This is a genomic window from Nocardioides pocheonensis (assembly GCF_003725535.1).
Classification (GTDB): Bacteria; Actinomycetota; Actinomycetes; order Propionibacteriales; family Nocardioidaceae; genus Marmoricola; species Marmoricola pocheonensis.
Genome location: NZ_RJSF01000048.1, coordinates 1 through 14,315, shown reverse-complemented (window position 1 = coordinate 14,315; position 14,315 = coordinate 1). Strand labels below are relative to the sequence as shown.

Here is a 14,315-nt window from a genome sequence, read left to right as displayed (position 1 = left end):
GGTCGACCCATGGACGACGCAGCGGGGACGACGTACGTCCTGGTGGACGGGGAGAACATCGACGCCACCCTGGGTGGCTCGATCCTGGGGCGGCGTCCTCGACCGGAGGAGCGGCCACGCTGGGAGCGGCTGCTCCAGTTCGCCGCCGAGCGGTGGGACCAGCCGACGACGGGCCTCTTCTTCCTCGCCGCCAACAACGAGCTCCCGATGGCGTTCGTCCAGGCACTGCTCGCGATCGGCTACCGGCCGATCCCGCTCTCCGGTGCGCCCGGCGAGAAGGTGGTCGACATCGCCATCCAGCGCACCCTCGCCGAGCTGCGGAGCCGCAAGGGCGACGTGCTGCTGGTCAGCAACGACGGCGACTTCGTCGAGCAGGTGGAGGACCTGCTCGACGGTCGGCGGGTGGGCGTCGTGGGGTTCGCCGAGTTCCGCAACCAGGGCTTCCTCGAGCTCGCCGGCCAGGGCCTGGAGTTCTTCGACCTCGAGTACGACGTGCGTTCGTTCAACGAGCGACTGCCGCGCGTCCGGATCATCCCGATCGACGAGTTCGACCCCGCACAGTTCCTCTGAACGAGCCTCCCGGGCTAGCGAGGCTCGTTGCTCACGAGGTCGGCGAACACGACGACGTTCGCCTGGTAGCCACCGTGGGCGGCGTCGTACCGGCCGCCGCAGGTCACCAGCGCGAGCCCGGGCCGGCCCGTCGACCGGTAGACCTTCTGCGCGGGGAAGTCAGCATTGGCGTACGTCGAGATCGACGTCACCTCGAAGTGGGTGATCGACCCGTCGGAGGCTCGCACGGCGATCCCGTCCCCTCGTGTCAGTGAGCGCAGCCGGTAGAACACCGCAGGGCCGTGCGTGGAGTCCACGTGCCCGAGGATCACGGCCGACCCGGCCTGACCCGGGTGAGACCCCAGGCGGTACCAGCCCGCCTGGTCAGGGTTCGCGGGCACCTCGACGGTCCGGTCCGGGTGGATCCCCAGGGACGTGACGGTCGCCGAGACGTCGATCGCGGGGATGCGCAGGTGCGTCGGCCGGGCGGCCTTCAGGACCGTCCCCCCGGCGACGGGAACCGTCGTCGTGGTGACCGGCGCCGCTCGGGTCCGCTCCTTCGAGGGCGGCGTCAGACCCATCCAGCCGGCCGCGCCCAGGATCAGGGCGAGAACGCCGAGCGCCGCCATGAGCACCCACCGTCCACGGCCCCGAACCGCCGCCGCGTGGCCCGCCGTCCGCACGACTACCTGCGGGTGCGGACGGCGACGGGCCCGGCCGCGAGCAGGGCCGCGATCAGCGCAGCGATCCCGGCGAGTCCGGCCAGGGCGAAGAGGATGCCGCTGCCGTTCCCGCCCGTGTCACTGGAGGAAGGCGCGACGCCGACACCGGTGCTCGGGTGACCGGTCGGGATGACCGGTGTCGTGGGGGTCGACGGCGTCGAGGCGGTGTGGTCCGTGGAGCCGTGGTTCGTGGAGGTGTGGTGCTTCTTCGTCGGGGTCGCCGCACTCGTGGGCGTGGCGGTGACCCCCGAGCTGGTCGCGCAGTCCGGTGCCGTGATCACGTTGTCGTCGAGCGTCACCGCCCCGTTGCGGGCCAGGACCCGGCCCTCCACGGTCGCGCCGGTGTTCAGGGTCGCCGAGGTGAGCGCCATGATCGTGCCCGCGAAGGCGGTGCCGGTGTCCAGCGTCGCCGACGAGCCCACCTGCCAGTACACGTTGCACGGCGAGGCGCCGTTGACCAGCACGACGCTGCTGGCACTTGCGGTGGTCAGGGTCGAGCCGATCTGGAAGACGAACACCGCACTCGGATCCCCCTTCGCGTCCAGGGTGAGCGCGCCGGTCAGCTGCTGCGAGGTGGAGGCCGTGTAGACGCCGGTGGTCAGGGTCTTGCCGCCGAGGTCCTGGCCCGTGATGGACGCGTTGGAGGCTCGTCCGGCCGCGTCGTTGTAGGCCGTGGTCAGGTCGAGCTGCGCCTGGGCCGCAGGCGCATCGCCGGCGTGGATCACGCCGGGCGGCACGACCGTCCCGGGAGGGAAGCCCACGACAGCCGTGCCCGGGCTGACGCCCAGGTCCCCGTGGATCACCGAGGACCCGGCGTTGGTGACGGTCGAGCCGGCGAGCACGGCGTAGCTGGCCGCGGTGCCGAGTCCCACGGGTGCGCCCAGAGCGCTCGCCGGGGTCGTCGCGCCGACGAAGCCGGCGACGAGCAGTCCGAGCGAGGCGACGCCGAACGCTGCCGCCACACCTCGGCGAGGGGCGAAGGGGGAGAAGGACGTTGGTGGAGTGGACATGGCGGCTCCGGTCCGCTGGTTGGCCCGCTGTGCCGCCGGTCGGGTGACCGGCGATTCCAGCCCAGGGCCACGCATCGGGGATGTCTCGGCAAACCGGTGTCAGTCAGTCAAGGAACCTCAGCAGGCCCGTCGGATACTCAGGACGTCAAGTCCGAATTGCCTGCTATATACGCCTTGGCACCGTAACACGGATGCTCCGGCCGGTCCGCTGGCGGTGCGCTCATCCGTGGATCAGCGGCGCCATCGCCCGCGCGACGACGCTCGCGCGGTGGGTGCGGCCCTCTTCCCAGTCGGCGAGCCGCATCGCGCGGAGGCCGGCGTTGATGCCGAGCCAGCGGAGCGGCTCGGGCTCCCAGGCACGGCTGCGGTGGTTGACCCACGGCAGCGAGACCAGGTCCGTGTCACGCGCGAGCACGAGGTCGGCCAGCGTGCGGCCGGCGAGGTTGCTGGTGCCGACGCCGTCGCCGACGTAGCCGCCGGCCCATGCGAGACCGGTCCGGCGGTCGAGGCCGACCGACGCCGCCCAGTCGCGGGCGATGCCGAGCGGACCGCCCCAGGCGTGCGTGAAGCGCGCGCCGCCCAGCTGCGGGAGCAGCTCTCTCAGCGTCTCCTGGAGCATCCCGAACACGCGCGGCTCCCGGTCCTGGGCCGGCCGCACGCGCGAGGCGTAGTGGTACGGCGCGCCGCGACCGCCGAACGCCAGCCGTCCGTCCGCGGTGCGCTGCCCGTAGACGACGACGTGCCGGCCGTCGGTGAAGGTGGGTCGCGAGGTCAGCCCGATCTCGTCCCAGGTCGAGGCGGGCAGCGGTTCGGTGGCGACCATGAGCGAGTACACCGGTGCGATCGCGCGCCGGGCTCCGGGCAGGGCGGCGGTGTAGCCCTCGGTGGCACGGACCACGACGTCCGCGGCCACCTCGCCTGCCGCGGTCACGGCCGCGCCGGGCCGGATCGCCAGCACCCGCGTGTGCTCGTGGATCACGACACCGCGTGCCTCGACCGCGCGGGCCAGCCCGCGGACCAGTCGAGCCGGGTGAACGGCCGCACAGTGCGGGGTGAACAGGCCGCCGCGGACACCGCCGGCGGCCACGTGGGCCACGGCCTCGTCCTGGTCGAGCAGGCGCAGGTCGGCCTCGCCGAACCCGCGTTCGCGTGCCACCCGGAGGTCCTCGCGCAACCGGGCCAGCTGCGCCTTCGACCGTGCGAGCGTCACCGTGCCGCCGCGCCGGTAGTGCGCGTCGATGCCCTCCCGGTCGAGCACGCTGCCCACCTCGACGACCGTGGCCGCCATCGCCCGGTGCAGCCGCAGCGCCTCGGCGGGGGAGGAGCGCGCGACCAGGGATCGCCACGGAGTCGGGAACAGTGCGCTGCACCAGCCGCCGTTGCGGCCCGAGGCGCCGAAGCCGGCGACCTCCGCCTCCAGCACCGCGATCCGCAGCGACGGATCCGCGCGCGCCAGGTAGTAGGCGGTCCACAGGCCGGTGAAGCCCGCGCCGACGACCACCACGTCGTACGACGCCGGGCCCGGCAGCGGGCTGCGCGGGCTGAAGTCGTCGTCCGCGGTGTCGTGCCAGAGCGACAACGAGCGCAGGGCGTCACCGGGCGACGACCCGTGGGAGCGATCGGTCAGCGCACACCCCAGGAGTAGGTCTGCTTCTTCAGCTTCAGGTAGACGAAGGTCTCCGTGCCGCGCACGCCCGGGATCGCGCGGATCCGCGACGACAGCACGGAGAGCAGGTGCTCGTCGCTCTCGCAGACCGCCTCGACCAGGATGTCGAAGCCGCCGGCGGTGATCACGACGTACTCGATCTCGTCCATCTCCGCGAGCGCGTCGGCGACCGGCTCGAGCTGGCCCTCGACGGTCAGCCCGATCATGGCCTGGCGGGCGAAGCCGAGCTCCATCGGGTCGGTGACCGCCACGATCTGCATCACACCGCTGTCGATCAGCCGCTGCACCCGCTGGCGGACGGCCGCCTCGGACAGCCCGACCGCCTGGCCGATCTTCGCGTAGGCGCGCCGACCGTCCTGCTGGAGCTGGGCGATGATCGCCTTGGACACCTCGTCGAGGTGGGTGTGTCGTCCCGTCGTGTGGTCGCCGTGGTCCGCCATGCTGGACATGCTCTCGTTCCGGGACCTCGGCGGCAAGCACCCAGCCGCGTATTTCGTTGCGAAACAAGATATTCACAACGGAATCCCTTGTCGTACCCGAAATGCCGTGCCACGATCCTCGCAATACGCAGGGGAGGTCATGTGGTCGACACATCCGGGATCAGCCGGAGGACGGTCCTGAGGGGCGGCGCCGGTGCGGTGTTCGGCCTCGGGAGCATCGCGGCGCTGAAGGGATTCGGCACCGCGGGGCTCAAGCAGGACCCGGCGACGTGCACGTCGACCGACGTGTCCGCCCGCGACAAGCGGTTCGTGATCTCGAACTGGCCGCTGTACATCGACGAGCCCGACAAGGGCTACCACTCGACGCTGCAGGACTTCGAGAAGCAGACCGGCATCAAGGTCAGCTACACCGACGACGTCAACGACAACTCCGAGTTCTTCGCCAAGGTGAAGAACCAGCTCGGTGGCTGCCAGTCGACCAAGCGGGACATGTTCGTCCTGACCGACTGGATGGCCGCCCGGATGATCGACGTGGGCTGGATCCAGCCGATCGACCCGGCGAAGGTGCCGAACCTGCACGAGAACCTGATCGACTCCCTGGCGCAGCCCGCGTGGGACCCGAAGCGCGCGTACTCGGCTCCCTGGCAGAGCGGGCTGACCGGGATGGCCTACAACAAGAAGTACCTGAAGAAGCCGGTGAAGTCGTTCGGCGAGCTGTTGACCCGCAAGGACCTCACCGGCCGGGTCACGATGCTCACCGAGCTGCGCGACACCATGGGCCTGATCATGCTCAGTCAGGGCACCGACCCGGCCGACTTCACCGACCACCAGTGGGCCCAGGCGATGGACGCGCTGACCAAGGCGACCAGCGACGGCCAGATCCGCCGGTTCACGGGCAACGACTACGTCCAGGACCTCTCCGCCGGCAACGTGCTGGCCTGCGAGGCGTGGTCGGGGGACATCGCCAACGCCGGCGACGACAACCTGGTCTTCGTCCCCCCGGAGGAGGGGATGATGATCTGGGCCGACAACATGCTGGTGCCCAACCTGGCGACCCATCGGGGCAACGCCGAGAAGTGGATCGACTTCTACTACGACCCGCACAACGCCGCGAAGCTGGCCGACTACAACCAGTACATCTGCCCGGTGAAGGGCGCCCAGCAGGCGATGGAGAAGGTCGACAAGGACAACGTCGAGAACCCTCTCATCTTCCCCACCGAGGAGACGCTGAAGCAGACCCACCGCTTCATGGCGCTCAAGGAATTCCAGACCCGCGAGTTCGAAAGGCAGTTCTCCAATGTCACAGGCGTCTGAGGGCTCGCGCAGTCTCCACCTGTCCCAGGTCACGAAGGAGTTCGCTGCGTTCCGGGCCGTGGACTCGCTGGACCTCGACGTGCCGCACGGGTCGTTCTTCGCCCTGCTCGGACCGTCCGGCTGCGGGAAGACCACGACGTTGCGGATGGTCGCGGGCCTGGAGACGCCGACCTCGGGCACGATCCGGATCGGCGACACCGACATCACCTACGCCAAGCCGTACCAGCGCCCGGTCAACACGGTCTTCCAGAGCTACGCGCTCTTCCCGCACCTCGACGTCCACGAGAACGTCGCGTTCGGGCTGCGGCGCCGGAAGTCCAAGGAGGTCGACCGGCAGGTCAGCGAGATGCTCGCGCTGGTCGAGCTCGAGAGCCAGGCGCGCAAGAAGCCGGCGCAGCTCTCCGGCGGTCAGCAGCAGCGGGTCGCACTGGCCAGGGCGCTGATCAACCGGCCCGACGTGCTGCTGCTCGACGAGCCGCTGGGCGCGCTCGACCTCAAGCTGCGCCGGTCCATGCAGATCGAGCTGAAGCGGATCCAGACCGAGGTCGGGCTGACGTTCGTGCACGTGACCCACGACCAGGAGGAGGCCATGACCATGGCCGACACGGTCGCGGTGATGAACGCCGGCGTGATCGAGCAGATGGGTGCGCCCGCCGAGCTCTACGAGAACCCGCGGACGACGTTCGTCGCCAACTTCCTCGGCCAGTCCAACCTCATCGCCGGCAAGGTCGTCGGTCGCGAGGGCGACTTCGTCAAGGTGGACATGCACGGCATCGTCGTGTCGGTCCCGTTCGACCGGGCGCACACCGACGGCGGCGAGGGCTGGGTCGGCATCCGGCCGGAGAAGGTGCTCGTCGCCGAGGTCGGTGAGGACATCGACGCCCCGGGCAACCACCTCGAGGGTGGCGTCGTCACCGACGTCAGCTTCGTCGGGGTCAGCACGCAGTACCTCGTCCGGATGCCGTGGGGGCAGGAGCTCCAGGTGTTCGAGCAGAACACCGGACGGCGTCGGCTGTTCACCCACGGCGAGAAGGTGGACATCTCCTGGCGGCCCGAGTACGCCTTCCTCCTCGACGCCAGCCAGGACGCACACGCCGGCATCGAGGAGGAGTGATGGCGGCGATCACAGCGCCGGCACGGGCCACCGAGGACACCGCGAAGCGGGTCGGCGGCGGCCGCTGGACGGCGTACTGGCTGCTGGCGCCGGGCGCGCTCTGGCTGCTGCTGTTCTTCGTGGTGCCGTTCTACTCGCTGGTCTCGGCGAGCCTGTTCGACCCGAACGGCTCGGTGCTGACCGGGTACGACGTCACCTACCACGTCGGCAACTTCGGCACGGCGGTCAAGAACTACTACCCCGAGCTGCTCCGCTCGCTCTGGTACGCCGGGCTGGCGACCCTGGTCTGCCTGGTGATCGGTTACGTGCTCGCCTACGCGATCGCCTTCAAGGCCGGGCGGTGGCGCAACCTGCTGCTGGTGCTGGTGATCGCCCCGTTCTTCACCAGCTTCCTGCTCCGGACGCTCTCGTGGAAGCTGATCCTCTCCGACCACGGCTTCATCGTGGACCTCTTCCAGAAGGTGCACATCCTCGGCAGCGACGGCCGGTTGCTGAACACCTGGTTCGCCGTGGTGTCGGGCATCGTCTACAACTTCCTGCCCTTCATGGTGCTCCCGCTCTACGCCAGCCTGGAGAAGATCGACGGGCGCCTGATCGAGGCGGCCGGGGACCTGTACGCCTCGCCGTTCACCGCGTTCTTCAAGGTGACCTGGCCCCTGTCGCTCCCCGGCGTCGTCGCGGGCACCCTGCTCACCTTCATCCCGGCCGCGGGTGACTTCATCAACGCCCAGCTGCTCGGCGGCCCGGGCCAGCGGATGGTCGGCAACGTGATCCAGAGCCTGTTCACCTCGACCCAGGACTACGCCGCGGCGGGGGCGCTCTCGGTGATCCTGATGGCGCTGATCGTGGGCCTCGTCCTCGTCTACATCCGCAAGGTCGGGACGGAGGAGCTGGTATGAGCCTGGTCGCGCAGGCACTCCGCTGGACCAAGGCACACCTGGTCCTCGCGCTCGGGATCGTGGTCCTCGTCTACATGTTCGTGCCGATCGCGGTCGTGGTCCTGATGAGCTTCAACGACCCCGGCAAGTCCAAGAACGTCTACCGGTTCCACGACTTCACCCTGCACAACTGGGCGCACCCGTGCGGTCCGGCCGGGATGTGCCACGCGGTGGGGATCAGCGTCGGCATCGGCCTGCTGGCCACGCTGGTCGCCACGATCATCGGCACGATGGCCGCCTTCGGGCTGGTCCGGCACGAGTTCAGGGGCCGGTCGTTCGCGAACACGGTGATCTTCCTGCCGATGGCCTCGCCGGAGATCGTGATGGGCTCCTCCCTGCTGGCGCTGTTCGTGGCCCGGGGTTTCGGGGGCCGGCTCGGCTTCTGGACGATCTTCATCGCCCACGTGATGTTCTGCCTGTCCTTCGTGATCGTCACGGTCAAGGCCCGCCTGTCCGGCCTGGACGACAACCTCGAGCAGGCGGCGATGGACCTCTACGCCAACGAACGGGAGACGTTCTGGCGGGTGACCTTCCCGCTGGTGCTGCCGGGCATCCTCGCGGCCGCGCTGCTGGCGTTCTCGCTGTCGTTCGACGACTTCATCATCACGAACCTCAACGCCGGTCAGACGACGACCTTCCCGATGTTCGTCTGGGGTGCCGCGCAGCGCGGAGTGCCGATGCAGGTGAACGTGATCGGCACGGTGATGTTCCTGATCGCGATCGTGCTCGTCGTCGGCGGTGAGGTCAACAACCGGCGCCAGACCCGTGCGCTCGCCCGCTGACCCGGGAGCTGCCCTTGCCGACGCGGCCCCGGTGCCGTACTGGCTCGACGACCCGAGGAGGCCGGAGCCGGCGGCGCCGCTGACCGGGCCGGTGCACGCCGACCTCGTCGTCGTCGGCGGTGGGTACCTCGGCCTGTGGACCGCCTTGCTCGCGGTCACGCGGGAGCCGGATCGCGACGTGCTCGTGGTCGAGGCGGACACCTGCGGCCACGCGGCGAGCGGTCGCAACGGCGGCTTCTGCGAGGCCAGCCTCACGCACGGCCTGGGCAACGGCCTGGCCCGCTGGCCCGAGGAGATGCCCACGCTGGTCAGGCTGGGCCGCGAGAACCTCGACGCGATCGAGACGGCCATCGCCGAGCACGGCATCGACTGCGACTTCCTGCGGTCGGGCTCGCTCAGTGTCGCGACCTCGGAGCACCAGGTCGCCGACCTGCGTGAGGAGCAGCAGGCCGCGTCAGCCATCGGGCACACCCTGGCCCTGCTGGGGGAGGATGCCCTGCGCCGGCGAGTGTCCTCGCCCACCTACCGCGCGGCGCTGCACGACCCGGACTGCGCGCTCGTGGAGCCCGCGCGGCTGGCCTGGGGGTTGCGGCAGGCCTGCCTGCGCGCCGGTGTGCGGATCGCCGAGCACACGCGTGTGCAGGGGCTCTCGGACGAGGGCGGGCGCCTGCAGGTACGCACCGCCGGCGGGTTCGTCTCGGCGGACCGGGTCGTGCTGGCGACCAACGCGGCCCGGCCGCTGCTGCGCCGGCTGCGGCTGATGACGGTGCCGGTCTACGACTACGCGCTGATGACCGAGCCGCTGTCACCGGCCCAGCGGGCCGCGATCGGCTGGGAGGGCCGGGAGGGCATCTCGGACCGGACCAACCGCTTCCACTACTACCGCACCACGCGCGACGGCCGGATCCTGTGGGGCGGGTACGACGCGATCTACCACTTCGGGAGCCGGCAGCGGGCGACGTACGAGCAGCGACCGGAAACCTTCGAGACGCTCGCGGCGAACTTCTTCACGACCTTCCCCCAGCTCGAGGGCCTGCGGTTCACGCACCGGTGGGGCGGCGTGATCGACACCTGCACGCGGTTCACGGCGTTCCACGGCACGGCGTACGGCGGACGCGTGGCCTACGCGCTCGGCTTCACCGGGCTCGGGGTCGGCGCCACCCGGTTCGCCGCCGAGGTCGCGCTGGACCAGCTCGCCGGGCTGGAGACCGAGCGCACGTCGCTGCGGATGGTGCGCGAGCGGCCGCTGCCGTTCCCGCCCGAACCGCTGCGCTGGGCCGGCGTCCGGGCGACCACGTGGTCGCTGGCCCGGGCCGACCGCCACGGCGGCCGCGAGAACCTCTGGCTGCGCGCGATGGACCGGCTGGGCCTCGGCTTCGACTCCTGACGCGTCCTCGGTCAGCCCGCCGCGGTGGTGCGATGGTGCGGGCGCCCGTGCTCGAGCGGGTCGATGTGGTTCTCCGCCTCGGTCAGCACGGCCCGCAGGATCGACTCGATCTCGTCGAAGTGCTGCTGGTCGCAGATCAGCGGGGGCGCGAGCTGGACGACCGGGTCGCCGCGGTCGTCGGCACGGCAGTACAGCCCTGCCTCGAAGAGCGCCTTGGACAGGAAGCCGCGCAGCAGCCGCTCGGACTCGGCGTCGTCGAAGGTCTCCTTGGTCGCCTTGTCCTTGACCAGCTCGATCCCGTAGAAGTACCCGTCGCCGCGGACATCGCCGACCAGCGGCAGGTCGAGCAGCTTCTCCAGCGTCGCCCGGAAGGCGCCCTCGGTGTCGCGGACGTGCTCGTTGAGCTGCTCGCGCTCGAAGATGTCCAGGTTGGCCATCGCGACCGCGGTCGAGACCGGGTGGCCGCCGAAGGTGTAGCCGTGCAGGAACGACTCGGTGCCCTTGGCGAACGGTTCGAAGAGCCGGTCGGTGGCGATCATCGCGCCGAGCGGCGCGTAGCCCGAGGTCAGGCCCTTGGCGCAGGTGATGATGTCGGGCTGGTATCCGTAGCGCTCGGCCCCGAACATGTGGCCCAGCCGCCCGAACGCGCAGATCACCTCGTCGCTCACCAGGAGCACGTCGTACTCGTCGCAGATCTCGCGCACGCGCTCGAAGTAGCCCGGCGGCGGCGGGAAGCACCCACCGGAGTTCTGCACCGGTTCGAGGAAGACGGCGGCGACCGTGTCGGGGCCCTCGAACTCGATCACCTCGGCGATGCGGTCCGCGGCCCAGCGCCCGAACGCCGTGGCGTCCTCGGGCCGGCCGCCCTGGAACTGGTCGGGCGCGCGGTAGAGGTTGGTGTTCGGCACCCGGAAGGTGCTCGGCACCAACGGCTCGAACTGCGCCTTCATCCCGGGCAGGCCGGTGATCGAGAGCGCGCCCTGGGGGGTGCCGTGGTAGGCGATCGCCCGGCTGATCACCTTGTGCTTGGTGGGCTTGCCGGTGAGCTTGAAGTAGTTCTTGGCCAGCTTCCACGCGGTCTCGACGGCCTCGCCGCCCCCGGTGGTGAAGAAGACCCGGTTCAAGTCGCCGGGCGCGTAGCCGGCGATGCGCGCGGCGAGGTCCATCGCGCTCGGGTGGGCGTAGGACCACAGCGGGAAGAAGGCCAGCTCGGAGGCCTGCTTGGCGGCGGCCTCGGCGAGCTCGGTGCGACCGTGGCCGACCTGGCTCACGAACAGCCCGGCGAGCCCGTCGAGGTAGCGCCGGCCGTGGGCGTCGTAGATGTAGGCACCGTCTCCGCGCACGATCGTGGGGATCTCCGCCCGGTCGTAGGAGGAGTGGCGGGTGAAGTGCATCCACAGGTGGTCCCGGGCGGCCTGCTGGCGCGCCTGGTCGGCACCGCCGGAGCTGGAGTCGGTCATGGCCGCCAGTGTGCCAAGCCGATCCGGGATCAGCAAGTGAATCCGCATGCTCCAGCGGCCTGAAGTGATGCTTTCGTAGGTCCGGGCGCGAACAACCTGCGGATTTCGTTGTGAGTTGCTTGACCACCGTCGCGCTGGCCGGTTGACTTCTGCCATGCCTGAGAACAGCGACCTGAAGGTGCTCAAGAACGTCGTCGGCGGCGAGCTCGTCGAGGCGGCGTCCGGTGCGACGTACGACGTGGTCGACCCGACCACGGGTGCGGTCTACGCCGCCGCCCCGGCCAGCGGTGCCGAGGACGTCGACCGCGCGTACGCCGCGGCCGCGGCAGCGTTCGAGACCTGGGGGCGGACCAGCCCCAAGGAGCGCAGCGAGGCGCTGCTGAAGATCGCCGACGCGATCGACGCCCGCGCCGACGAGATCGTCGCCGTCGAGGTCAAGGACACCGGCAAGCCGATCGGTCTCACCGCGAGCGAGGAGCTGCCACCCAGCTCCGACCACTTCCGGTTCTTCGCCGGCGCCGCGCGGGTGCTCGAGGGGAAGTCCGCCGGTGAGTACCTCCCCGGCCACACCTCGTGGATCCGTCGCGAGCCGATCGGCGTGGTCGGTCAGGTGACGCCGTGGAACTACCCGCTGATGATGATGATCTGGAAGATCGCGCCGGCCCTGGCCGCCGGCAACACCGTGGTGCTCAAGCCGAGTGACACGACCCCTGCCTCGTCGGTCCTGCTCGCGGAGATCTGCCAGGAGTTCCTGCCGCCGGGAGTCCTGAACGTCGTGACCGGCGACCGCGACACCGGTCGTCTGCTGGTGACCCACAAGACGCCGCAGATGGTGTCGATCACGGGGTCGGTCCGCGCCGGGATGGAGGTCGCCGGTGCGGCCGCGACGGACCTCAAGCGCGTCCACCTCGAGCTCGGGGGCAAGGCGCCGGTGATCGTCTTCGACGACGCCGACCTCGAGGCGGCAGCCGAGGCGATCGCGACGGCCGGCTACTTCAACGCCGGTCAGGACTGCACGGCGGCGACCCGGGTGCTGGCCGGTCCGCGCATCCACGACGACTTCGTCTCGGCGCTCACCGAGCAGGCCCGCACGCTGAAGACCGGCATGCCCGACGACGAGGACGTGCTCTTCGGTCCGCTGAACAACCCCGACCAGCTCGCCCGGGTCTCCGGGATGGTCGACCGGCTGCCGGACCACGCGAACGTCGAGGCCGGTGGCGGACGGGCCGACGTCGCCGGGGGAGAGCAGGGCTACTTCTACCAGCCGACGGTGCTGTCCGGCCTGAGGCAGGACGACGAGCAGATCCAGAGCGAGATCTTCGGGCCGGTGATCACGGTCCAGCGCTTCGACGACGAGGCCGAGGCGCTGCGCTGGGCCAACGGCGTCGAGTACGGCCTGTCCTCGAGCGTGTGGACGCGCGACCACGCGCGCGCCCTGCGGATGAGCCGGGACCTCGACTTCGGCGTGGTCTGGATCAACACGCACATCCCGTTCGTCTCCGAGATGCCGCACGGCGGCTTCAAGCACAGTGGCTACGGGAAGGACCTCTCGATGTACGGGCTCGAGGACTACACCCGGATCAAGCACGTGATGAGCTTCCTCGGGGAGGGCTGACCCCGTGCGGATCCTGCTGGTGGGCGCGGGCGGCGTCGGCTCGGCGTTCGTCGCGATCGCGCGCCGACGGCACTTCTTCGAGGCCTGCCTGGTCGCCGACCACGACGAGGCGCGGGCCGAGAAGGCCGTGGTCGAGGCGGCCGACGGCCGGTTCACGGCGGCCCGCGTGGACGCGTCCAGCGCCGAGTCGGTCGCGACGCTGGCGCGGGAGTTCAACGCGACGCACGTGATGAACGCGGTCGACCCGCGCTTCGTCATGCCGATCTTCGACGGTGCCTTCGCGGCGGGCGCGGACTACCTCGACATGGCCATGAGCCTGTCGCGGCCGCACGCCGAGCGCCCGTACGAGGAGTGCGGCGTCAAGCTGGGGGACGAGCAGTTCGCCCGTGCGGCGGACTGGGAGCAGGCCGGGCGCCTCGCCCTCGTGGGGATGGGTGTGGAGCCCGGCCTCTCCGACGTCTTCGCCCGGTACGCCGCCGACCACCTCTTCTCCGAGATCGACGAGCTGGGCACCCGGGACGGGTCGAACCTCACCGTGGACGGCTACGACTTCGCCCCGTCGTTCTCGATCTGGACCACGATCGAGGAGTGCCTCAACCCGCCCGTGGTGTGGGAGCGGGACCGCGGGTGGTTCACCACCGCGCCCTTCAGCGAGCCCGAGGTCTTCGACTTCCCCGAAGGGATCGGGCCGGTCGAGTGCGTGAACGTCGAGCACGAGGAGGTGCTCCTCATGCCTCGGTGGGTCGAGGCGAAGCGGGTCACCTTCAAGTACGGCCTCGGCAACGAGTTCATCGAGGTGCTCAAGACCCTGCACAAGCTCGGCCTCGACCGCACCGACAAGGTGCGGGTCCCTTCGGCAGGCTCAGGACGAGCGGCGGCAACGGCTGAGGTCTCGCCGCGCGACGTGGTGGCGGCCTGCCTGCCCGACCCCGCGAGGCTCGGCGACCGGATGCACGGCAAGACCTGTGCCGGCCTGCACGTCACCGGCACGGGCAAGGACGGACTGCCCCGAAGCTCCTATCTGTTCCATGTCGTCGACAACGACTGGTCGATGCAGGAGTACGGCCACCAGTGCGTGGTCTGGCAGACCGCGATCAACCCGGTGGTCGCGCTCGAGCTGCTGGCCACCGGCGCCTGGTCCGGCACGGGGATCCTCGGGCCCGAGGCGTTCGACGCCGTGCCGTTCCTCGACCTGCTCACCGCCTACGGATCGCCCTGGGGGCTGGAGGAGGTTTCGGCAGGCTCGACCACCGCTGGTTGAGCCTGCCGAAACCGCCCGTGCCTCGACCGTCGGGTGGTTGAGGCGCGGTTGCGCAGC

At 70.3% G+C, this 14,315-nt stretch carries 13 protein-coding genes; 8 read left to right on the top strand and 5 right to left on the bottom strand.

Features of this window, described 5'->3' with window-relative positions; genetic code table 11:
• Positions 1–9: 9 nt before the first annotated feature.
• Positions 10–570 carry an NYN domain-containing protein gene (locus tag EFL26_RS22460; protein WP_123225170.1) on the top strand — a complete coding sequence of 187 codons (561 nt, stop codon included), beginning with the start codon at positions 10–12 and terminating at the stop codon, positions 568–570.
• Between the two features lie 14 nt (positions 571–584).
• Here the strand turns inward: EFL26_RS22460 and EFL26_RS22455 are convergent, their stop codons facing one another.
• The 4 genes from EFL26_RS22455 to EFL26_RS22440 form a co-directional block, all read right to left on the bottom strand.
• Positions 585–1,178 carry a class F sortase gene (locus EFL26_RS22455; protein ID WP_221177116.1) on the bottom strand — a complete coding sequence of 198 codons (594 nt, stop codon included), beginning with the start codon at positions 1,176–1,178 and terminating at the stop codon, positions 585–587.
• A 56-nt stretch (positions 1,179–1,234) separates the two neighbouring features.
• Positions 1,235–2,281, bottom strand: a complete 1,047-nt coding sequence (locus tag EFL26_RS22450; RefSeq protein ID WP_123225169.1) for an ice-binding family protein — start codon at positions 2,279–2,281, stop codon at positions 1,235–1,237.
• 220 nt (positions 2,282–2,501) lie between these two features.
• Complete coding sequence (locus EFL26_RS22445; protein ID WP_246000347.1) at positions 2,502–3,860, bottom strand: NAD(P)/FAD-dependent oxidoreductase; 1,359 nt, start codon at positions 3,858–3,860, stop codon at positions 2,502–2,504.
• Positions 3,861–3,904: 44 nt separating this feature from the next.
• Positions 3,905–4,387, bottom strand: a complete 483-nt coding sequence (locus EFL26_RS22440) for an Lrp/AsnC family transcriptional regulator (RefSeq protein WP_221177115.1) — start codon at positions 4,385–4,387, stop codon at positions 3,905–3,907.
• A gap of 141 nt (positions 4,388–4,528) precedes the next feature.
• Between EFL26_RS22440 and EFL26_RS22435 the strand changes: the two genes are divergently transcribed.
• Genes EFL26_RS22435 through EFL26_RS22415 form a run of 5 tightly spaced genes read left to right on the top strand, consistent with a single transcriptional unit; the run spans position 4,529 to position 9,922 of the window.
• The gene (locus EFL26_RS22435; RefSeq protein ID WP_123225167.1) at positions 4,529–5,701 is read left to right on the top strand and encodes a polyamine ABC transporter substrate-binding protein; all 1,173 of its coding nucleotides are present in this window, start codon (positions 4,529–4,531) and stop codon (positions 5,699–5,701) included.
• Entirely contained in the window at positions 5,685–6,815 is a 1,131-nt protein-coding gene (locus tag EFL26_RS22430) for an ABC transporter ATP-binding protein (RefSeq protein WP_123225166.1), read from the top strand. The genes EFL26_RS22435 and EFL26_RS22430 overlap by 17 nt, the downstream gene beginning before the upstream one ends.
• Positions 6,815–7,714 (top strand): ABC transporter permease, encoded by a 900-nt coding sequence (locus EFL26_RS22425; RefSeq protein ID WP_123225165.1) that lies wholly within the window; start codon positions 6,815–6,817, stop codon positions 7,712–7,714. Before EFL26_RS22430 ends, EFL26_RS22425 begins: the two co-directional genes overlap by 1 nt.
• Entirely contained in the window at positions 7,711–8,535 is an 825-nt protein-coding gene (locus EFL26_RS22420) for an ABC transporter permease (protein ID WP_123225164.1), read from the top strand. The genes EFL26_RS22425 and EFL26_RS22420 overlap by 4 nt, the downstream gene beginning before the upstream one ends.
• Positions 8,536–8,566: 31 nt before the next feature.
• On the top strand, positions 8,567–9,922 hold the full coding sequence (locus EFL26_RS22415) for an NAD(P)/FAD-dependent oxidoreductase (RefSeq protein ID WP_246000346.1): 1,356 nt from the start codon (positions 8,567–8,569) through the stop codon (positions 9,920–9,922).
• Between the two features lie 11 nt (positions 9,923–9,933).
• Here EFL26_RS22415 and EFL26_RS22410 read toward each other — a convergent pair whose 3' ends face one another.
• The gene (locus EFL26_RS22410; RefSeq protein ID WP_123225162.1) at positions 9,934–11,382 is read right to left on the bottom strand and encodes an aspartate aminotransferase family protein; all 1,449 of its coding nucleotides are present in this window, start codon (positions 11,380–11,382) and stop codon (positions 9,934–9,936) included.
• A gap of 154 nt (positions 11,383–11,536) precedes the next feature.
• On the opposite strand from EFL26_RS22410, the gene EFL26_RS22405 reads away from it, so the two are divergent.
• Together EFL26_RS22405 and EFL26_RS22400 are read left to right on the top strand one after the other, a co-directional pair.
• Positions 11,537–12,997, top strand: a complete 1,461-nt coding sequence (locus EFL26_RS22405) for a gamma-aminobutyraldehyde dehydrogenase (RefSeq protein WP_123225161.1) — start codon at positions 11,537–11,539, stop codon at positions 12,995–12,997.
• Positions 12,998–13,001: 4 nt separating this feature from the next.
• Entirely contained in the window at positions 13,002–14,258 is a 1,257-nt protein-coding gene (locus EFL26_RS22400; RefSeq protein WP_123225160.1) for a saccharopine dehydrogenase family protein, read from the top strand.
• Positions 14,259–14,315: the final 57 nt, after the last annotated feature.